Raw genomic sequence first — 20,211 nt, forward strand, 5'->3', positions numbered from 1 at the left:
TCACTCCTCTGCCATGCCGCGCAGTTCTCGCTTGACCACTTTTCCGGCGGTGTTCCTGGGCAGCGCGTCCACGCACAGCAGCCGCGTAGGCAGCTCGTGCTGGGCGAGCCGCTCGGACAGGAAGGCGCGCAGGCCGGCCAGCGTCACCGGCTCGCGTGACACGACGGCCGCCGCCACCGCCATGCCCATGACCGGGTGCGTCACGCCGAACACCGACGCCTCGGACACGGCCGGGTGCTCGTGCAGCGCGGCCTCGACCTGGAGCGTCGAGACCTTGAAGGCGCCCGACTTGATCACGTCGCTCTCCCGGTCGACGAGGTACAGGTAGCCCTCGTCGTCGAGGTAGCCGAGGTCGCCCATGCGTACCCAGCCGTCGCGGAAGGTGTCGCTCCGCTGCTCGCCGTAGTAGGCGCGGGAGTGCGCCGGGCTGCGCAGCCACACCTCGCCGGTCTCGCCCGGCCCGGCCGCGTTCCCGTCGGCGTCGGCGATCCGCAGGCCGCCGGCCGCGTGCCCGAGAGCGCCCGGCCGGTCGGGGTCGTAGATCATGATGGTCTGGGCCGGGGCCGCCTCGGTCGAGGTGTAGTAGTTCGCGACCGTCGCGTTCGGGAACGCCTCGGTCAGCCCGGCCGCGACCTTCGGCGGCAGCGCGGCGGCGGCCGAGCCGAGCAGCAGCACGCTCGACAGGTCGTGGCGGTCCTGGACGCGCGCGCCGAGCAGTTCGACGGCCATCGCGGGCACGACGAACACGGTCCCCGCCGCGTACGCCTCGATGAGCGCCGCGAAGCGGGCCGGCGTGAACAGCGGCAGGGTGACCACGGTGGGCGCGGCGGTCAGCGCGTGGAGCAGCATGACCTGGCCGGCGTTCGTGCCGATGGGGAAGGCGTGCACGAGATGCCGGGAGTGGGCGAACGGGCGGCGCTTGGGGTGGACCGGCGGGGAGGTGAGGTTCGCGTGGCTCGCGGCTACGCCCTTGGGCTGTCCGGTGGTGCCGGAGGTGTAGAGGATCTGGGCGAGGTCGAGCGGGTCGGCCTCGAACGGGAGCCGGCCGGAGGCGCCCGTGAGCTCGTCGCCGCGCCGGACGGTCGTCGTCGCGCCGCAGTGCTCGATCAGGCGGGCCAGCTCCGGCTCGGCCAGGCGGTCCGACAGCGGGACCGCGACGGCGCCCGCCTTCAGCACCGCCATCCAGCTCACCGCGTAGTCGAGCCAGTCACCGCCGCCGAACACCAGCGCGACGCGGTCACCCCGGCGTACGCCCCGGTCCAGCAGATGGTGGGCGGCGGCGTCGGAGCGCTCGTCCCACTCGCCGAGGGTCAGGCCGCCCGTTCCGGCGACGACGAGGGCTTCGTGGTCGGGGGCGGTGGCGGCTCGCGAGCTCAGCAGAGCGGGGACAGGAAGGGCCGACTGAACCACCTCCCAAAATAATTATCGGGCTGCCGCAAGACGCTAGAAAAAATGCACATTTGCGTCAAGCCCTTACCGGCAGCCGCTTGCCGCCATCAGGCCCCGCGTGACACACTCGCCCCGGATTTCCCTGAAACGGGAGGGCTTTTCCAGGTGCGGACGGATGAGGAGCTACGCGGACGGCTCGCCGACATGGTCGCCAGGGCCACCGACGGCGCGGTCGAGGCGGCCGAGGTGCTGGCGGGCGAGGCCAGGCTGGCCGATCTCGGCGTCACGTCGCTCGGCTATCTCAGGCTGATCGACGCGGTGGAGGCGGAGTTCGGCGTCGAGCTCGACCCGGCGTCGGCCGGTAGCCTGGACGAGCTGGTGGACTACGTACGGCTCCATGCTTGAGTCGCCGCTCACCTGGGGTCAGCACGACATCTGGCGGGCCGTCGTGGCGGCGCGGCCGGAGGAGCACTATCTCAACATCGGCCGGGTCTTCGCCGCGCCGAAGCGGCCCGTGACGGTCGAGCGCGCCGTCAAGGCCCTGGACGGGCTCGTCGCCCGGCATGAGGCGCTGCGCACCCGGCTCATCGGGCCCCCGGACCGCCCCCGGCAGCGGATCTCGGCCGTCGCCCGGCCGTACGTCGAGGTGACGGACGAACCCGCGCAGGCGGTCTGCGACCGGTTGTCGGCCAAGCCGTTCGACTACTGGGAGGAGTGGCCGCTGCGGGTGGCGTTCGTCGTGGCGGGCGACCATGTCCGGCATGTCGTGCTGGTCCTCTGCCACCTGGCCGCCGACGGGCACGCGGCCGAACTGCTGGTGAAGGACTTCCGGCTGCTCCTGCTGCGCGATGCGCTGCCACCGGTGCGGAGCGCCACGCCGCGTGAGATCGCCGAGTGGCAGCGCTCGGCCGAGGGCCGGCGCACGTCGGACGAGGCCCTGTCCTTCTGGCTGTCCGAATACCGGCGCATGGACCCCGTGATCCTTTCGGACGTCCCCCGGAGCCCGCGGTTCCGGGAGGCCACGATGACGTCCACGGCGATCGCCGCGGCGGCGCAGGCGGTGGCGGCCCGCGAGCGGGTGAGCTCCTCGACGGTGCTGCTCACGGCCGCGGTCCGGCTCGCCGGGCGGCTCACGGGCCAGCGGTTCTGCGGCATGCGGGTGATCGTCAACAACCGGTTCGCGGCAGATCGCCGCGACGTGGTCTCCACGATCTCCCAGGAGGGGCTCGTGCTCCTCGACCTGCGTACCTCCGACTTCGGGGAGCTGGTGCGGCAGGGCTGGCGAGTGGCCCTGCGGGCGTACCGGCAGGCCCAGTTCGATCCGTACGCGATGGAGGAGGCGGTGTCGGGCGTGGGACCGGCGATCAGGTCGTTCGGCTGCTTCAACGACCAGCGGCTGGTGCAGCACGACGGGGCGACAGGGCTGGACGAGCGGGCTGTCCGCGCCTCGATGGAGCGGACCGAGCTGGCCTGGACGGACGCCATGGACCGCAACGTCTGCGACTTCCGGCTGCATCTCGGCGGCGAGCCGGGGCGGATGGAGGTGTCTCTGTACGCCGACACCGCGCTGCTCGCGCCGCCGGGGATCGAAGGGTTCCTGCTCGACCTGGAGTCGACGCTGGTCGAAGCGGCGCTCGCATGACCCTGTACGCGGCGGCCACGTCGTGCGCGCAGGGCGAGACCCTCCGGTTCCACCTGCTCGAAGACGGGGGCGCGATCACCGTCGAGGACGTGCCGTCGGGGCGGGTCGTGCTCCGGGACACGGCCGCCGGCGACACCTGGACGCTCACGGTGGGCCAGGACTGGCCCAGCTCGCTCTATCGCGCCGTCCTGGGCGACGGGTCCGCGTACTTCGTCGTACGGGGTCGGGTGCCGGCCTCCCCGGTGGTGGTGGCGATCCCCTTCCCCACCTGGGAGGCGTACAACCGGCCCGGCGTCCCCGGTGAGGGGCTCTACCAGTCCGAGCAGCCCGACCGCGCGGTCAAGGTCAGCTTCGACCGGCCGGGGGCGGGGCCGCAGGTCGAGGAGTGGGAGCTCGGGCTGCTGCGCTGGCTCGGACCGTCGGGGTACGCGGTCGACTACTGCTCGGGGCTGGACCTGCACGGCGGTCTCGACCTGCTCAGCCGCTACCGGCTGCTGGTGATCAACGGGCACGACGAGTACTGGTCGTGGGAGATGCGGGACGCGGTGGAGGCGTTCGCGCGGGGCGGTGGAAATATCGCCATATTCTCCGGCAACACCTGCTGGTGGCAGGTCCGCTTCGAGGACGACCTCCGGACGATGGTCTGCTACCGCGACGCCGTCGCCGACCCCCTCTCGCGCACCGACCCCGGCCGCACCACCGTCGAGTGGCCCAGCGACCCCGTCAACCGCCCCGAGAACACCCTCACCGGGCTGACCTTCCGCAACGGCGCCGGCTGCTGGGTGGACTCGCGGGTGATGTCCCAGGAGTCCTACACGGCCCGCTTCACCGACCACTGGGTCTACGCGGGCACCGGCCTGCGGGACGGCGACACGTTCGGCAGGGGCGCGCTCGGTTACGAGACGGACGCCGCCGACCTGGAGTGGCTGGACGGCGTGCCCCGGGCCACGGGCCGCGACGGCACCCCGCCCTCGTTCGTCGTCCTCGCCACGGCGGACCTGTCCCACTGGCGCAGCCACGGCAAGGGCGGTGCGGCGACCATGGGCGTGCACCGGCTGGGAGCCGGGACCGTCTTCAACGCGGGCACCATCAACTGGGGCAACACCCTGGCCACCGACCCGGTCCTGGCCCGCATCACCCGCAACGTCCTGGACCGCCTCTCCCGCCCTCCCGGCCCGCCGCAGTGGGAGGACATCGGCCCGGCCGGCCCACCGGTCCTGGCCCCGGGAGCCCGGCGGCCCCCGGCGCCGGAGGCCGCGCCGGACCCGGCCGCGGAAGCCCGGCCGGTCGCGCTCGTCGTGTGCGAGAGCCGGCTCTTCGCCGCCGGGGCCGGCGGAGCGCTGAGCACCCGTCACCTGTCCGGCCAGAACCTGCCCTGGCGCCCGATCGACGTCACCGACGCCCTGGCGCTCGCCGCCCCCCGCGAGGCCCACGGCGGCCCACCGGCGGGCCTGTACGGCCTGGCCCCCGGCGGCGCCATCCGCTACCGGGACCCCGTCCTCTCCCCGGCCCCCTGGACGGACGTGAGCCGGGCGCCGGAGCGCGCCACGGGCCTGGCCGCCGCCGACGAGGCCCTGTTCGCCCTCACCTCGGACGACGAGCTGTGGCACCTCCCCATCCGCCGGCTCGCGGACGCCGCCTGGGTCCGGATCGGCGGCGGGGGCGGGGCCACGGGACTGACGGCGATGAACGGGCGCCTGTTCGCCGTTGCGGGCGACCGCGTCCTGACGAGAACGGTCGACCGTCAGGACAGGGAGTGGACCGACCTGGGCCCGGCCTGGACCACGACCCCCGGACCGGCCCCTTCGGCGAGCCCTGTCGCGCTGGCCGCCGCCTCGGGACGGCTCGTCGTCGCGGCTCCCGACGGGCGCCTCTACTGGCGGTCGCTCTCGTAGGCCAGCCACTGCGCGCACGTGTGCAGGCCGTAGTCGAGGTCCACCTCCGGCCGCCACCCGAGTTCGCTGAAGGCCCGCTCGACGTCCACCGGCGCCTCCGCCGTCCCGGCCGCCTCCGCGTCGGGAACGGCCTCGATCGGCACGGGACGGACCGCCCGGGCCACCGCCTCGGCCAGTTCCAGCCCGCTCACCGGCCGCGGACCCGCGATGTCGTACACCCCCGCTCCGCGGGTCAGGGCGGCTACGACGGCCGCGGCGACGTCCCGCACGTGCACGAGGCGCCCCGCCCCGCCACCGGCCCGCAGCGGCCGGTTCAGCGACGACCGCAGCACCTGCTCCGCCACCGTCCCGCCCTGCGGCATCCCCGGCCCGTACGGCTCGCCGAGGCGCAGCACCACCGCGTCCCCGGCCGCGATCCCTCGCGAGCCGAGCAGGATCTTCCGACCGCCGAAGCCCGAGAAGGCCTCTCGCGCCAGTCGCAGCTCCTCGGCCGGATCGGCGTCCGGCTCCGGCGCGCAGACGTGCACGACCGCGTCGGGGTGATCGGATGCCAGGTAGCCCCGGTCGGCGAGCGCCCACGTGACCTGGTCGCGCAGCCAGGAGTCAGGGCCGGTCACGGCGACCGTCCGCCGTTCCACGGCCCGGGGGGCGGCCGAGAGCCCCGCCGCGAGCCCGTTCCGTGCGACGTCGTGGAGTTCGTCCGCCAGCCGGGCCAGCTCGCGAGCGCCGAGCTCGTGACAGAGCCCGCCGGGCCCCATGGTCCCCAGCGCCCGATCCAGCACCCGGGGGTCCCCCGAGCCCTGCTGGACCACGCCCATGGTGAAGGCCGTGAGCCAGAGCGGCCACCAGCGGCCCGCGAACCGCGCCCGCAGGCCGCCGACGTCGAAGCCGCGCCCGTCCAGGTAGTCCTCACAGCGGATGTCCCGCCACCCCGAGCCGCCGGTCACGGCGCACTGCGCCACCCCGCGCTTGAAGAACGGGATCGCGGTCAGGGATTCGAGCACCCCGGCCTCGCCGGACAACGGCTCGTCGGCGAAGAAGCAGGGCGAGCGCCGCAACCCCTGGAAGTCGTTCTCCACCAGACTGGCCAGGTCCTCGTGCTCGGCCAGACTGGGCACCGCGACGTACACCGGCACACCGGCCTGGCGCAGATACCGGCCCATCAGCACGTCGTCCGGCCAGGTGTCGCCCCGCCCGCGCGCCCATGCCACGTACCCCTCGGCCACCCGCCGGGGCAGCAGCAGCGCCGCGACGGGCGTGTACTCCCCGGCCCCGCGCACCCAGCGCGCCCCCGCGAGCGCGCCCAGGCGCACGGCGGCGCCGTTGCGCGAGTTCCAGAACGCGAACAGCGCCAGCGCCGCGTCCGGCATGGCCCGGGCGGCCGCCGCCGCCCGCTCGAAGAACGTCTCCGACAGCACCATGTCGTCATGGAGCAGCACGTGGTGGGTGGCTCCCTCGGGGATGCTCGACCAGGCCAGCAGCGACGTCCGGAACGCCGACGGCCGCCCTCCCGGATCGGGGTCGGTGACCACGTCCAGGACGCCGCCCGCCAGGCTGACGGCCGCCTCCATGCGCCGGGGATGCGCCATCACCGCCCCGGTGAGCCTCACGTCCCCAGGCATGTGCCTACCGACAGCTCGCCCGACTCCAACAGGGCCAGCGCGTCGTGTCGGCCGGCGCCCTCCCACTGGGCCTCGCGGACGACGAGCAGCCCGGAGCCGCACGCCACCAGGGCCCCGGCGCAGCCGGTCGACCAGACCGGCGCCAGCACGGTGCCCGGCGGCTCCCGGTGCTCACCCCACTCGATGAGGTCGGCGCTGTGCACGAACAGTTTGCGCCCGCCGACGAAGGTGAAGGCCCCGGGGTACGGCGCGGCCAGCGCGCGTACCCAGTCGTAGAGCTCGCTCGCGGGTCTGGACCAGTCGATCACGCCGTCCTCCGGCCGCCGCCGCTCCCACACCGATCCGCCCGGCGGCTGCGGCCGCGCCACCACCTGGCCCGCGAGCAGCAGCGGGACGTACTGGGCGAGCAGCTCGATGTTGATCTCGGTCACCTTGCGGTACACCTCGGTGACGTCGTCGCGGCGGCTCACTGTGAACTCGCGCTGGGCGATGAGCTCGCCCTCGTCGGCGCCCTCGTTCAGGAAGAACAGGCTGACCGCGCTGGACCGGATGCCCTTGATGATCGTCCAGGGCAGCGGGGCCCGCCCACGCCCCTCGGGCAGCCGGGTGGGGTGCAACCCGACCGAGCCGAGCGGGCACGCCGACAGCAGCGGCTCGCGGACGAGCTGTGACCAGCCGGCGATCACGAACAGGTCGATGCCCAGGTCGGTGACCAGCTTGTGCGCCCGGCCGTCGTTGATGTCGGCGGTCTCCAGCAGCGGGATGTCGTGCCTGGCCGCCGCCTCCTGCAGCGGCGCGTAGCCCGAGCGGTGCTGCAACTGGGGCGGGTAGCCGATGAGCAGCGACGGGGGAGTGCCCTGAGCGGCGAGTACGTCCACGGCCGGCGCCGCGAACTCCATACCGGTGCAGAACGCGAACGTCTTCACTGAATCACCCTTTACAGGACCTCCCTCAGCACGCCGAACGCCTCGGCGTGTGTGACTCCGATCTCCGAGCCCCGCAGCGTGGCCAGCGCCGTCACCGACTCCTCGCTCCTGATGTGCGGTGAGGGCCGGTGCTGGCTCCGGTAGCCGCGCAGCGCCTCCAGCTTGCGCTCCAGGTGGGCGCTGATGTCGCAGTAGGCCGTCGAGCGTGGCATCGGCTCGGCCGCCCACTGCAGCTTCGACATCTCGTACAGCAGCACGGTCGGCACGAGCCACTTGCCGAACTGCTGGGCGATGGGCCTGGCCGCCGCGAACCCGGCGCCGAACACCGCGAGGTGGTCCTGGTCGTAGTCGGCGAAGCTCGGCAGCAGCAGCAGGTCGGGCCGCCGCTCGTTCAGCGCCTGCTCGAACAGGTCGACCAGGTCCTTGCGCGGCAGCGTGTCCAGCCGCTCGGTCAGGTCCATGTCGCCGTACGCGATCTCGTAGGAGAAGCCCAGGGTGGCCCGGACGGCCTCGATCTCGTCCAGCCGCTGGCGGTAGGTGGTGGCGCCGTCGAGGCCGTAGTGCCGCATGCCGTCCACCGCCAGATACAGGACGTGGACCTGCGCGCCCGCCTCGACCTGTGCGGCGATCAGACCGCCGCAGCCGAGGACCTCGTCGTCGGCGTGGGGAGAGATCACCAGCACACGGTCAAAGCGGCGCATTCGCTGCCCTCCGGTCCTCGCGGGCGCGATAGTACGCGGCGGTGCTCAGGATCAGCTCGTCGAGCGCGACCCTGGGCTGCCAGCCGAGGCCCGTCGCCGCCCGCAGCGCCGGGATCTTGTGGAACGACTCCGCCTCCGCGTAGTACGGCCCGTGCACGCTCCGGCCGTCGACGCTGACGATCGGCGACGCGCTGCCGAGGAGGTCCTTCACCCGATGGGCCAGCTCCGTGATGGTGACGGCGTTCGCCGGGTTGCCGACGTTGATGACGATGTCGTCGCCGTCGAGGGCCGCGTCCATGTAGTCGATCAGGAACCCGGTCAGGTCGCTCGCCGCGATGAAGGCCCTGACCTGGTCGCCGCCCGCGAACACGGTGATCGGCTTCTCGGCCAGCGCCTGCTGGACGAACGTGGGCATGACGAACCCGCCCGCCCGTGACTGCCGCGCCCCCGCCACGTTGAACGGCCGGATGACGACGCCGCGCAGGCCGTGCCGGCGGCTGTTGGAGACCATCGCCTCGGCCAGCGTCTTGGCGATCGCGTACTCGATGCGGGTGTTGTACTGCGTCGGCACGACGATGTCGTCCTTCTCGTCGAGCACGCCGCTGCGCCCGTACACCTCGGCCGAGCTGAACAGGCACAGCGGCGCGCCGGCGCTGATGCAGGCCTCGATGACCGGCGCGGTGCTGCCGATGATGTCGTGGCCGAGCCGGCCCGCCCTGGACAGGATGCTGGCGGGGCCGACGTACGAGGCCGCGTGGATGACGCGGTCGGCGCCGGCGAAGTCGCCTCCGGCCGCCAGGTAGTCCTCCACCCGCTGCCGGACGACCGTGCAGCGGGGGTCGGCGTCGTAGTCCTCGCCGTCGATGACCGCGCCGGCGTTGGAGTCGATGATCGTTACTCGGTGGCCCGCTTCGAGATACGCGTCCACCAGATGTGAGCCGATGAAACCGAGACCGCCCGTGACGATGACCTCGCCACTTGGAGCTCCCACGAGCCTGCCTTTCCCACGAAGTCGCGATTTCGAGGAAAAACGGCCACACGGGGCTTGTGCCGCCCCTATGGCACCTAGCGTGGGATTAAAACAGTTTTCGCCATGCTTGTCACGCATGGCATAAGTTTTCACCGGATAGTCACGATCTTGGACTGATGTCCGGGGCCGCCCGGCGCCTGCCGGGTGCCCGGTCACCACACGTCGACGTCCACGCCGATCGCGATGGTCCGCAGGGCGCTGAGCGCGACCCAGGTGCGCGCGCCGCTGCCCAGCCCGCCGTACTTGTCGGGGTCCCCCGTCCAGGGGAGCAGGTCGAGGACGGCGCTGACGTGGCCGCAGTCCGCCGCGTCGCGGGCCAACTGTACGGACTCGCGGCGCTTCGCCGCCTTGGGGAGTTTCGCGAGGCGGGCGTGCTGGGCGGCGAGGTCGATCAGCTGGTCGGCGGTCGGGCCGGTGGGCCGGCCCTCGGCCGCGATCCGTTCGGCCTCCGGCAGGTCGTCCGCCACCCAGGCCCTGTTGATCTCGCCCCACAGCCGGAGCAGCTCCGGCTGCCCGTGGACGGTGAGCGCGCGGGCGGCCCTCCAGTCGTCGAACCAGCGCACGCCGTAGGCGTGCGGCCTGTCCGGGTCGTTCCGCTCGCTGCGCTCCCCGATCAGCTCACGCACCAGCTCGGTCTCGCCCCGCCTGAGCAGGCAGACCAGCCACGGCACGCCGTGGTACCGGCCCACCGGCGTGCCCACGCCCTCGTCCAGCACGACGCGGGCTTCCTGCTCGCGGCTGCACTCGGTGAGCGCCCAGACCAGCGGCAGGCGGACGTCCCAGTTCGCACGGTCGGCGTCGGCGGCCGCGCGGGCGGAGGCGAACCACTGCTCGGAGCGGTCATGCCGCCCCAGAACCGCGCAGGCCCCGGCGACCGCCGCCAGGTCCGCCGCGTCGCCCACGTCCGCGACGTCGTCGCCGGCGCAGGGGAAGACGGCGGCGGCTTCGGCTTCGAATCCCGCGGCGCCGAGCGCCAGCGCGATCCGCGCGAGGTGTCCGAGGCGTCGCCGGTGTCCCGGCATCGCGAGGGCCAGGTCGCGGGCTTCGGCGGCCTCGCCCCGCCGGACGCGGACCATCGCGAGCTGCTGGAGTGTGTCGACCGCCCAGTTGCCGTGGACGACCGAGTCCTGAGCGTTCAGGTCGGCGAGCGTTCCCCGGGCCACCGTGATCAGATCGGGGACGGTGGCGGTGGCGGGCGGCGGCCACGTCCCCGTCGCCTCCGCCGTGCTGCCACGTCCCCGGAACGGCGCCAACAGCCGCTCGGTCTCCGGTGAGGCCGCCCCCAGGCCCGCCTGAGCCGGGTCGGGGAAGACCTTCTGCTCGCCCCAGCGGAACGGCCAGGCGAAGCGGCGGGCGACGGACCAGCAGAGCCGCTCGTCGAGCTCCGCGAGACCGCCGTCCCGGCCGGGCGGTGCGATGACCGTGCCGTCCTCGAACGCCACCGCCCAGGTGTCCTCATCGAGCGCGAACGTCGGGTCGGGCCGGAGCCGGTCGCCGAGGTCACGGCCGGTGAGGAAGAGCGGGCGGCGGGCGGCCGGGGCGTGGTGGAAGGGGTGGTCGGCCACGATCTCGCCGGTCCCGGGGCGCAGGAAGCGCAGCGCGTGCGAGCCGATCGCGACCAGCATGTCGCCGGCGGGCCATTCCAGGCCGAAGCCGTGATCGACCTGGCCGATGGTGCGCCGGACGCCCTCCATGACGCGCAGCCGTTCGGGGTGTTCACCGAGCGACCAGATCTCGATCCGTCCGTCGGCGGTGACGCAGGCGGCCCGCTCGCCGTCCGGCGACCAGGCCCACGACCGGGCGTCCCAGCCGCGCGGGTCGCAGGCGGCTGCCAGGACGCGCAGGTCGTGGCGGTGCTCTCCGGTCGTCCCGTCGATGATGCCGACGGTGCCGCCCGCCGGGTCCACCACCGCCAATCGGCCGCCCGGCCCCCAGCACAGGAGGTCGGCGCCCGGGTAGCCCGCAAGCTCGGCCGTCGTCGCGCCCGTCAGCGCGTCGGCGATGACGAGCTTTCCGGCGCGCTGGTAGGCCAGGAGGCGTTCGTCCAGGCTCCACGCGGGCGGAGCCGCGTCGGGGTCCTCCTCCAGGCCCACCATCCAGGAGACCCGCCGTCGCTCCACGTCGAGCGACATCGCCGCGTACTCGTCCGCCGCCTCTCCGTAGACGCGGGAGCCGTCGCGCGACCAGAACGGCCGGCGGAGGGTGAGCTCGGGCTCGTCGCCCCAGGTCTCGCGCCACTGGTCCGGCAGCGGTCCGCTGAACGCGATCGGCGCCGTTCCCTCCTGGTGGGAGTCCGGTGGCCCGGCGACCGTGCCCTCGTGCATCGCCACGATGACGTGGGGCAGGAACTCCGACTCGCCTCCGAAGACGAACGCGCGCCTGCCCTCGGGGGCGAAGGCCATGCCCGGCGGCCTGCCGGCGGCGAGGAAGAACGCGTCGGCGACCGGCTCGTGGGCGCTGCCGAACGGGTCCCACACGCCGGTCGCGTTGGTGTTGTACTCCAGCGCGATCCGCGTGCCGTCCGCCGACCACTGGAGGCTCCGCGCGTGGCCGGGGAAGCCGATGCCGCCCATGATGCCGTCGATCGCGTGCACGCAGTGGCCGGTGGCGACCTCAAAGATCTGCAGGACGCCGCCCCGGTCGTAGTCGGCGCCGGTCCAGCCACCGACCGCGAGGTGGCGGCCGTCCGGGCTGAGCGCGTGGCCGTTCACCTCGCCGTGGTGCACGTCGGAGTGGCGCAGCAGCGCGCCGGCGTCGCGCAGCCGGGCGGTCGCGATGCGATGCGCGCCGGTGACGCCGTGGGCGCGCTCCAGAGCGTGCAGGGCGTCCCGCAGCGGCACGGTGTCGCGCCGCGGGGAGAACTCGGACCAGTCGGCGTTCTTGAGGAGGTCGAGGGCCTCGCCGGGGCTCATCCGCTCGTCCGGGACGCCGGTGAACGGCGGGGACGGCGGCGGGGTGCCGGGCTCCCGGCCGTCGAGCACGGCCGCCAGCGCGTCCTCGTCGTGGATCGGAACGCCGCGCACCGCCGCCGGACCCGCCTTGGCCCCCGACTTCGCCCCGGCGAAGACCAGGTCCGTCCTCGCCGAGACCGACGCGGTCACCTGCGCGCCCATCGCCTCCAGGCCCCGCTTGGCCTCGTCCTTCGAGAGCCGGGTGAACCGTCCGGCCAGCACGATCTGCCTGCCACTGATGATCATGCCAGGCGACCGTAGCGGTGATGGCCGACACTTCGCATGCGGTCCGGCCGTTCATCGGACACGGACCCCTTACTCTTGTTCGCCACAGTGCAAATCATGAGGAGGCATCACCACATGGGCTCTATCCGGCGAAGCGTGACCCTGGCGCTCGGCTTGGCGGCCACGCTGGCGGCGTCCGTCACCTTGAGCGGTCCGGCCATGGCGGCGTCCTCCCCCATCGAGGCCTGCGGCGGCGGCAGCTACCACGTCATCGACAGCCACGCCTACGGCTCCAGCGCCGTCACGTACCTGCTCTACAACGGCAGCACCAACTGCGTGGTCACCTGGAAGACCGGAGCCGCGGGCAACACCGCCTGGGTGCGTGCGGTGGTCCAGGTGTACGGCTCGCCGGGGAAGGTGGACGCGGACAACTACAAGTACTACGCCGGCCCGGTCAAGGTCAGCGCGCCGGGCAAGTGCATCATGTGGGGCGGCTCCTACGGCAGCTCCTGGTACGAGAGCCCCTTCGAGCACTGCGACTGACCCGGGGACGACCGAGGGCGCGGATGGTGGCGGGTTCATGGCGAAGGGAAGGTCAGGAGTGGTCGGCGTGCCTGAGCGGCGGGTCACGGTGTTCGGAGCCGGGTACATCGGTCTGGTGACCGGTGCCTGCCTGGCCGAACTCGGTCACCGGGTGGTGGTCCGGGACATCGACCCGGCCAAGGTCGATCTGCTGCGCTCCGGCGACATACCGATCTACGAGCCCGGACTGGGTGACCTGATCGCCCGGAACAAGGAGCGGCTGACGTTCACGCTGGACCTCCGGGAGGCCCTGGACGGCGCCGAGGTCGCGTACGTGTGCGTGGACACGCCGCCGTCCGCCTCCGGCGACGCGGACCTGTCCCGGGTCTGGTCGGTGATCACGTCGCTGGAGGGCGCGACGCACCTGCGGGCGGTGGTGGTGAAGTCCACCGTCCCCGTGGGCACCGGCGCCCGGGTGCGGGCCGCGCTGGACGCCGCCGGTCTCGGTCACGTCGGGTACGCCTCCAACCCCGAGTTCACCGCCGAAGGCACCGCGGTCCGCGACTTCATGCGGCCGGACCGGATCGTCGTCGGAGCCTCCGACGAGGCGACCGCCCGCCTGGTCGCGGACCTGCACGAGGGCGTGGACGGGCCGGTCGTCGTGATGGACGTGCGCTCGGCCGAGATGGTGAAACTCGCCTCGAACGCGCTGCTCGCCACGAAGATCAGCTTCATCAACGAGATCGCGACCCTGTGCGAGAACACCGGCGCCGACGTCGAGGAGGTCGCCCGCGCGGTCGGCCTGGACCACCGGCTCGGCCACCACTTCCTGCGGCCCGGCATCGGCTGGGGCGGCTCCTGCTTCCCCAAGGACTCCGAGGCGCTGCGGCAACTGGCCAGCAACACCGGCTACCACCTGCAACTGCTGACGGCGGTGATCGAGGTCAACAACCTCCAGAAGCGGCGGGCGATCCAGAAGCTGAAGGAGGAGCTCGGCACGCTGGCCGGCGCTCGGGTGGCGCTGCTCGGGCTGACGTTCAAGCCGGGGACCGACGACATGCGGGAGGCGCCCAGCACGGTGCTGGCCGCGCGGCTGCTGGCCGAGGGGGCCGAGGTGCGCTGCTGGGACCCCATGGCACGCCCGGCCGGGACGGAGCCGTGGACGTCGACGAGCCGCCACGCGACGCCGGAGCTGGCGGTCGAGGGCGCGGACGCGGCGATCGTGGTGACGGAGTGGCCCCAGCTCAAGGAGGTCGACTGGGTGGGGGCGGCCTCGCTGATGCGGCGTCCGGTGCTCTTCGACGGCCGTAACCTGCTGGACCCGGCCACGATGCGCTCCGCCGGGTGGACGTACATGAGCGTCGGGCGGCCGTAGCCGCCGCCTGTCCTGCCGAGAGCAGTTTCCTCAAATCAACCGTGAAGGTGATCTTCTTCGCCCTAAGATCCCTTACATGCTGTTTTACCGAACATTACGGATGATGACGGTCGTCACGGCGGCCTTCGCCGTCGCACTCACCGGGGCGGTCGCGGGTGGCGTGCAGATGGCGCGGGCCGACCAGACCAAGCCCGCCACCGACCGCCAGCTGTTGTTCTACAACCACGCCTACAGCGTGGTCGACAAGGAGACCGCCGACGCCATCGAGCACTCCGACTACCTGAAGGAGTTCGCCAACTTCGAGGTCCGCACCACCACCGGTGGCGGGATGACCTGGAAGGGCCGCTATCTCTACGGCCGCGAGACCTACATCGAGCTGTTCGGGGAGAACGACCTGCCGGGCCAGGACGGCCTGTTCGGCTCCGCCGGGCTGGGAGTCTCCACCGAGCGCGCCGGCGACCTGGCGACGGTCACCGACCGGCTGAAGGCCCTCGGGATCACCGACCCGGCCAAGTACCGCCAGACGCGTGACTTCGGCGACGGCGTCAAGGTGCCGTGGTTCGACACCATCCGCACCTTCTCCGACCAGTACGACGCCTTCGACCCCTGGGCGATGGAGTACCTGCCGGAGTACTTCGCCGACCCGCGCAGCAAGACCGAGCCGGAGAACTACCCCGGTGACGTCGGCCGGGAGCGCTACCTGTCCGACGCCTACAGCGCCCACCTGATGCGCGACGTGACCTCCATCCAGATCGGGGTCACCCAGCGCGACCTCGCCACCGCGGTGCCGCTGCTCAAGGCCGGCGGATTCACCGTCAGCACCCTGTCGGGCGGCGGCGTCTACGCGGTGGGCGGCGGCCCCACGATCCGCCTCGACGCCGTCGATCGCGCCCAGGCCGGCCTGAAGAAGGTCACCTTCTCGCTCAACAAGACCATCACGTATCAGGACGAGGTGGAGATCGGCCGCTCGAAGCTCCTCGTCGGCCCCGGCGCCCGCGCCGTGTGGACCTTCGACGCCCCCCAGTAGACCTTTCCTGGTGAGCGGTCCGCCGGACGACGAGGGCATCGTCGTCCGGCGTTCTTCGCTCAGGGTCCTGTGCTACTCGGGGTGGGCGACGTACCTGTCGAAGAAGGCGAAGGTGCGCCGCCACGCGTCGTCCGCGGCCGGGCGGACGTTGCCGTGACTCAGCGGGAACAGCGCCAGCTTCGCGACCGGATGATGGCCGTCGGTCATGAACGAGTGGCCGGCGTCCGGGTAGATCTCGACGTCGTGCTCGATGCCGAGCGCCCGCATGTGCTCCTTCAGCCGCGCGCCGTGCGACCGGAAGCCCCGGTCGCGGCCGCCGTAGGAGCCCACCACCGGGCACACCGGCCGCAGCTCCTCCTGGTCGCGCGGGACCATCCCGTAGTTCACCGACGCGGCCCGCACGCCGGGCGGCGCGCTCGCCGCGTACGCCAGGGCGAACCCGCCTCCCATGCAGAACCCGATCACCCCGAGCCGGTCGCCGTCGACGTCGTCGCGGCCGGCCAGCCACCGCCGGGTCGCGTCGATGTCGGCGGCCGGCTGCCCCGGCCTGCCGGTGGCGAGCTGCCGCATGGCCCGCGCCAGGCAGCCGGCCTTGCCGCCGTGGCTGTACAGGTCGGGCAGGACCGCCGCGTACCCCCGGGCGGCGAACAGGTCCAGCACCTCCAGCATGTCCGGCTCGACGCCGTAGATCTCGTGCACCACGACGACCCCCGGCCACCCGCCCGCGGGTGGGGCGCCTTCGGGTGATACCACCGTCGCCGCCAGCGCGGTGCCGTCCGTCAGCGGGATGCGCACGTCTCGTCTCATCAGCACGTAACGTAACAGGCCCGGACTGCCGCGGGAGCGGGGGCAGGGTGTCCTGCCCCCGCTCCGGGGTCACTTCACGAGGTAGGCCTCGGAGAGGATCTGCTGGACGGTGTTGCCGTCCCTGTCCCCGGCCTCCACCTTGATCGAGATGCTGCCCGGGCCCTTGGGGTTGAGCGCGAGCACCTTGTCGCCGGGCAGTACCGCGGCCCGCGTCCAGTGGGCGCCCTTGTCGGCGGAGACCCACACCCCGCGCAGCGACGGCGACCTGCCGCCCTCGGGCTTCACGGTGAAGGTGAACGGCCTGCCGCCCTGGACGGTGTCGTCGGCCGGCAGCCCGAGCTCGTACCGCAGCCGGATCAGCGGCACCTGGGCGCAGGGCTGCTTGTCGTCCCACAGCGTCGCGTCCAGGCAGGCGTACGGTGCGCCGCCGGTCGCCGGGCGGGCGGAGCGGAACGTCCAGGTGGTCTCGACCCCGGTGCCGGGGTGCTTGCCGGCGAACGCGTCCTTCCACGAGTCCGTCAGCCGGTAGGTTCCGGCCCCGGCGGGGACGGTGTAGTAGGGCAGGCCCAGGTCGTCGTACTGCGGCTTGACCTCGGCGTCACCGCTGAACAGGCGGACCTCCTCGGTCCCGGGCGCGCCCTGGTAGGTGTGGCTCGGGTCGGAGGCGTCGGAGTAGTAGCCGAAGCCGAGCGGGGTGAGCGCGCGCAGCCGCAGCCGGTCGCCCTGGCGGCAGCCGTCGCAGAACAGGGCCGGGCCGAACCAGTCCGGCAGGTCCGGGCCGGTCGTGAGCTGCGCGGGCACGAGGGCCTCGTTCCAGTTCTCCCGCTCCCGGGTGGGGCGGGTGAAGCCGCGGGAGGAGGAGGCGTACCGCTCGGCGCCCGAGGCCGGGTCGAAGAACGAGTAGTAACGCTCCCACAGCACGTCCTTGCCGGGCGCGTTGTAGTACTCGGTCCTGGCCGCGGGGGCGGTGAAGCGGTGCGAGCCGCGGACGCTGAGGCGCTGCTCGGGCGAGAAGGTGTGGTTGACCTCCGTGAAGTCCGCGTACGGCCCCCACGTGCCCGCCTTCGGGGCGAACTGCGCGTGGTAGGTGGTGTCGATCTCGGTGAGGTCGCGGGCCTTCGGCGCGAAGGTGAGACGGCCCGCCGTGCTGCCCTTCACGTAGTAGGCCAGCTTGTACTCGAACGGGGTGGTCGGCGTGGAGCGCAGGGCGGCGCCCGGGTACGGCTTGCGGGCCAGGGCCTTGCCGAGCCGGTCGGCCTCGCCGCTGTCGATCCACAGCACCGGGATCTTGTTCTGGGCCGTGTACGCCGAGGCGGTGAGCACCCAGGCGAACCGGTCGCTGGTGACCACGCCCGCGGCCCCCGCCTTGACGGCCAGCTCCAGGTCGGTCAGGAAGAGCCGGAGGTCGTCCCTGGCCGGGAGGTAGACGAGCTTGTCACGCGCGTCCGCGCCGCCGCGCATGTCGTCGCCCGTGGTCAGGCTCAGGCGCCGGTCCGCGGTGAACTTCGGCGCCAGCGCGTCGTGCTCGGTGATGTAGTGGGGGTTGAGCTGGAGCCCCGGCACGGTCAGTTCGACCTCGGGGGCGCGGCGGATCTGGTCGAACAGCACCGTGGAGGTGCCCACCGTGGGCGCCTTCCGCACCGGCGTGACCCAGTACCCGCCCCTGTTGACCGGCTCGTAACTCAGCAGCGAAGCGCCCGCGTACATCGTGCCCGAGGCGGTCGTGCGGACGACCATCACGTTCATGAACACCGGCTCCGACGCGCGCGGCGTGCTCACCTGGACCCGCTCGGCAGCGGTGGCGTCCAGAGTCACCGTGGTGTCGCCGTCGAGCCTGATCTCGGGGGCGAGCAGCGAGGCGTACTGGATCTGCCGGTCCGGCGTGGTGTACCACCAGGGCATGTCGCCGATGGAGTAGACGCCGCCGTGGGCCAGCTTGAGTTCGGTCTCCAGCGTGCCGGGCGTGTCGGTGGCGTGCCAGGTATCGGTGCTCACGACCATCGGCTCGCCTTCGAGGAGCGGGTCGGTGTCGCTGACCCGGAGGGCGGACAGGACGCCCGGGTTGCTCCACGTCCAATCCGCTCTGCCGACGAGCCTGACGCGCATGGTGTCCATCTCGGCCCCCTTGTGGAGGGCGATGGGCGCCGTCAACCGGGCCGTGCCCGCGCCGGCCGTCAGGCGGCCCTCGTACCAGCCGGGGTCGCCGAGCTTGGGCTCGACGGTGAGGTCCGCGCTCGCGGTCCCGCCCGCGGGGACGGTCAGCGACGACGGGGTGAGCGTGGCCATCCCGGCGGGCGCCGGGGCGTCGCCGCGCTTCAGCGCCAGCGACAGGTCCAGCGTGACGGGCTCCTTGCCGATGTTGCGGTAGGTCACCTTGCGGGTCAGCGTCTGGCCGGTGTACGGGTCGGTGAACCCGGCGTGGACCGTCGCCAGGTCGCCGAAGACCTGCTGGGTGACGGCCTGGCCGATGTCCAGCCGCCCGGAGCCCTGGTCGTAGGCCGTGGCGTCGCCCGGCTTCGCGGTGCCCGTCAGCGCGGTCTTGAGCTGGTCGGGCGTCCAGTCGGGGTGCTGGGCGGCCAGGATGCCCGCGGCGGCCGCCACGTGCGGGGTGGCCATCGAGGTGCCGGACGCCGCGGTGTAGTGCTCGTCGACGGGGCCGCCGCCGGGGATGCTGCTGCCCTCCCCGAGGGAGGTGCCGGCCGCGCGCGCCGCGACGATGTTCACGCCGGGCGCGGTGATCTCCGGCTTGATCGCGAAGTCGTCGCTCAGGCGGGGGCCGCGGCTGGAGAACTCGGCGATCCGGTCGGCGGAGTCCACCGCGCCCACGGTCAGCGCCGAGGTGGCCGCGCCGGGAGAGGCGATCGTGTACCGGCCGGGGCCCGAGTTGCCGGCCGCGACCACGAACAGCGTGCCGTACGCGGCGGTCAGCTCGTTGGCCGCCTGGCTCAGCGGATCGGTGCCGTCGGTCGGGTTGCTGCTGCCCAGGCTCATGTTGACCACCCGGGCGTGCGCGGTGGCCGCCTGCCACTGCATCGCCGCGATGATCTCGGAGTTGTTGCCGCTGCCCGTGTCGTCCAGCGCCTTGGCGATGGTCAGCCGGGTGCCGGGGGCGACGCCCTTGTACCTGCCGTTGGAGGCGGCGCCGCTGCCCGCGATGATGGACGCCACGTGGGTGCCGTGACCGACGCGGTCGGTGACCTCCTCCGGGTTGCCGCCGCCCGGGCTGCCCGCGGGGACGAAGTTGCGGGCCGAGGCGACCCTGCCCTGCAGGTCGGGGTGGGCGGCGTCGATGCCGGTGTCGATGACGCCGACCGTGGCGCCCGTGCCGTCGAACCCGGCCGCCCAGGCCGCCGGGGCGCCGATCTGCGGGTTGCTGACGTCGTCGAGCGCCTTGACCTTGCCGTCGAGCCACACCTTGCGCAGGTCGCCCGTCAGGGCCTTGGCGGTGTTCTGGCTTCCCCCCAGGGACTGCCAGAACGTGGTGGCGTCCTTCTTGTCCACCTTGATCGCGGCGCCGTCGATGCTGTCCAGCACCACCGGCTCCCCGCCGCCCTTCAGCGACCTGGCCTTGCCCGCCAGGTCGCCGGCCTTGGTCTGCGGCCGGTACTGGAGGATGAGCGGGATCCGCGCGGCCTTGGCGTCGCCGTACCCGTTGGCCGCCAGGTAGTCGACGTTGAACAGCTCCTTGTCCAGCAGGCCCCTGCTGATGTAAGGACCGGCGTCAGCGGGGATCACGTAGTAGCCGTGATCGTTCTGCTCGGCCTGGTACGTCCGCGCCTCGTGGCCCTCGGCGGGCTCCAGGGTGGCGGACGCGCGGCCCGCGCCGTCCCTGGCGTAGGTGACGGTGTCCCCGGTGATCAGTGTGATCCTGACGGGTGGAGTGCCGATCGCGGGCGCGTTCGCCCTGGTGGCCGAGGGGGCGGCGGTCGCCGTGGTGGCCGTCGCCGGGACCGCGGCGAGCGGCACCGCCAGGACGGCCGCGAGTAAGGCCACGGCTCCGCGGCGCCGGGGGGTGGACAGCATGCGCACAACCTTCTCCAGACGTGAGAAACACCGGCCATCGTCGCCCGCGCGCGATGGAGATCGTTTCCTCGCTGAC

Annotated in this window: 14 protein-coding genes; 6 read left to right on the plus strand and 8 right to left on the minus strand. The window is 72.8% G+C overall.

Annotated features, from left to right (window positions below; translation table 11 throughout):
• Entirely contained in the window at positions 1–1,410 is a 1,410-nt protein-coding gene (locus tag AB0H64_RS40670; RefSeq protein WP_357636063.1) for an AMP-binding protein, read from the minus strand.
• Between the two features lie 144 nt (positions 1,411–1,554).
• On the opposite strand from AB0H64_RS40670, the gene AB0H64_RS40675 reads away from it, so the two are divergent.
• Genes AB0H64_RS40675 through AB0H64_RS40685 form a run of 3 tightly spaced genes read left to right on the plus strand, consistent with a single transcriptional unit; the run spans position 1,555 to position 4,926 of the window.
• Positions 1,555–1,794 (plus strand): acyl carrier protein, encoded by a 240-nt coding sequence (locus AB0H64_RS40675; RefSeq protein WP_357636066.1) that lies wholly within the window; start codon positions 1,555–1,557, stop codon positions 1,792–1,794.
• Positions 1,787–3,031, plus strand: coding sequence for a condensation domain-containing protein (locus tag AB0H64_RS40680; RefSeq protein WP_357636069.1), 1,245 nt, complete (start codon positions 1,787–1,789; stop codon positions 3,029–3,031). Before AB0H64_RS40675 ends, AB0H64_RS40680 begins: the two co-directional genes overlap by 8 nt.
• On the plus strand, positions 3,028–4,926 hold the full coding sequence (locus AB0H64_RS40685) for a N,N-dimethylformamidase beta subunit family domain-containing protein (RefSeq protein ID WP_357636072.1): 1,899 nt from the start codon (positions 3,028–3,030) through the stop codon (positions 4,924–4,926). Before AB0H64_RS40680 ends, AB0H64_RS40685 begins: the two co-directional genes overlap by 4 nt.
• On the opposite strand, the gene AB0H64_RS40690 is transcribed toward AB0H64_RS40685, so the two are convergent.
• From AB0H64_RS40690 to AB0H64_RS40710, 5 genes are all read right to left on the minus strand, one after another.
• Positions 4,905–6,536, minus strand: coding sequence for a hypothetical protein (locus tag AB0H64_RS40690; protein WP_357636076.1), 1,632 nt, complete (start codon positions 6,534–6,536; stop codon positions 4,905–4,907). The two genes, AB0H64_RS40685 and AB0H64_RS40690, sit on opposite strands and share 22 nt — an antisense overlap.
• On the minus strand, positions 6,533–7,474 hold the full coding sequence (locus tag AB0H64_RS40695) for a methionyl-tRNA formyltransferase (protein WP_357636079.1): 942 nt from the start codon (positions 7,472–7,474) through the stop codon (positions 6,533–6,535). The genes AB0H64_RS40690 and AB0H64_RS40695 overlap by 4 nt, the downstream gene beginning before the upstream one ends.
• Before the next feature lie 11 nt (positions 7,475–7,485).
• The gene (locus tag AB0H64_RS40700) at positions 7,486–8,151 is read right to left on the minus strand and encodes a PIG-L family deacetylase (protein ID WP_357636081.1); all 666 of its coding nucleotides are present in this window, start codon (positions 8,149–8,151) and stop codon (positions 7,486–7,488) included.
• 10 nt (positions 8,152–8,161) lie between these two features.
• Positions 8,162–9,166, minus strand: a complete 1,005-nt coding sequence (locus AB0H64_RS40705) for an NAD-dependent epimerase/dehydratase family protein (RefSeq protein WP_357636084.1) — start codon at positions 9,164–9,166, stop codon at positions 8,162–8,164.
• 191 nt (positions 9,167–9,357) lie between these two features.
• Entirely contained in the window at positions 9,358–12,402 is a 3,045-nt protein-coding gene (locus tag AB0H64_RS40710; protein ID WP_357636087.1) for a hypothetical protein, read from the minus strand.
• 135 nt (positions 12,403–12,537) lie between these two features.
• Between AB0H64_RS40710 and AB0H64_RS40715 the strand changes: the two genes are divergently transcribed.
• From AB0H64_RS40715 to AB0H64_RS40725, 3 genes are all read left to right on the plus strand, one after another.
• Positions 12,538–12,924: a spore-associated protein A gene (locus AB0H64_RS40715; RefSeq protein ID WP_357636088.1), complete on the plus strand. Its 387-nt coding sequence runs from the start codon at positions 12,538–12,540 to the stop codon at positions 12,922–12,924.
• Positions 12,925–12,991: 67 nt separating this feature from the next.
• Positions 12,992–14,278: a UDP-glucose/GDP-mannose dehydrogenase family protein gene (locus AB0H64_RS40720; RefSeq protein WP_357636090.1), complete on the plus strand. Its 1,287-nt coding sequence runs from the start codon at positions 12,992–12,994 to the stop codon at positions 14,276–14,278.
• 76 nt (positions 14,279–14,354) lie between these two features.
• Positions 14,355–15,305 carry a DUF5829 family protein gene (locus AB0H64_RS40725; protein WP_357636092.1) on the plus strand — a complete coding sequence of 317 codons (951 nt, stop codon included), beginning with the start codon at positions 14,355–14,357 and terminating at the stop codon, positions 15,303–15,305.
• Between the two features lie 72 nt (positions 15,306–15,377).
• On the opposite strand, the gene AB0H64_RS40730 is transcribed toward AB0H64_RS40725, so the two are convergent.
• Entirely contained in the window at positions 15,378–16,112 is a 735-nt protein-coding gene (locus AB0H64_RS40730) for a dienelactone hydrolase family protein (protein WP_357636094.1), read from the minus strand.
• A 69-nt stretch (positions 16,113–16,181) separates the two neighbouring features.
• Positions 16,182–20,135, minus strand: a complete 3,954-nt coding sequence (locus AB0H64_RS40735; RefSeq protein ID WP_357636097.1) for a S8 family serine peptidase — start codon at positions 20,133–20,135, stop codon at positions 16,182–16,184.
• Positions 20,136–20,211: the final 76 nt, after the last annotated feature.

It is taken from the genome of Nonomuraea sp. NPDC050733 (assembly GCF_040654215.1).
GTDB lineage: Bacteria > Actinomycetota > Actinomycetes > Streptosporangiales > Streptosporangiaceae > Nonomuraea.